This is a genomic window from Paenibacillus sp. USHLN196, from assembly GCF_037144955.1.
In the GTDB taxonomy this organism is placed as follows: domain Bacteria; phylum Bacillota; class Bacilli; order Paenibacillales; family Paenibacillaceae; genus Paenibacillus; species Paenibacillus xylanexedens_C.
The window spans coordinates 1-283 of sequence record NZ_JBBCYH010000048.1 but is presented as its reverse complement, the minus strand read 5'-3'; the positions used below and the strand labels follow the sequence as shown (position 1 = coordinate 283).

General features: G+C 42.0%; 1 rRNA gene. It reads right to left on the bottom strand.

Annotated features, from left to right (window positions below):
• Nucleotides 1-230 precede the first annotated feature (230 nt).
• Nucleotides 231-283 (bottom strand): 16S ribosomal RNA (locus WFI24_RS34260); the annotation flags it as partial.

Sequence of the window (283 nt, the reverse complement as noted above, 5' to 3'; positions counted from 1 at the left end):
CGCTCATGCAATCTACCGTTTTTATTGAAACTTGTTTAACACAAGTTCAGCTAAAAAGGAATGTTCTAATTCGCGTTTGTTTCGTTTCGATATCTAGTTTTCAAAGAACAAGCTCCGTGCAAAAGCAAGCTGTTTGAGAGTTTGAGCTCTCAAAACTGAGCAACGAGTGAGTGTTTTGCAGCTAAGCTGCGTATTTGAATGTTTCCGTTGCAGGAAACGATTCTCCATAGAAAGGAGGTGATCCAGCCGCACCTTCCGATACGGCTACCTTGTTACGACTTCA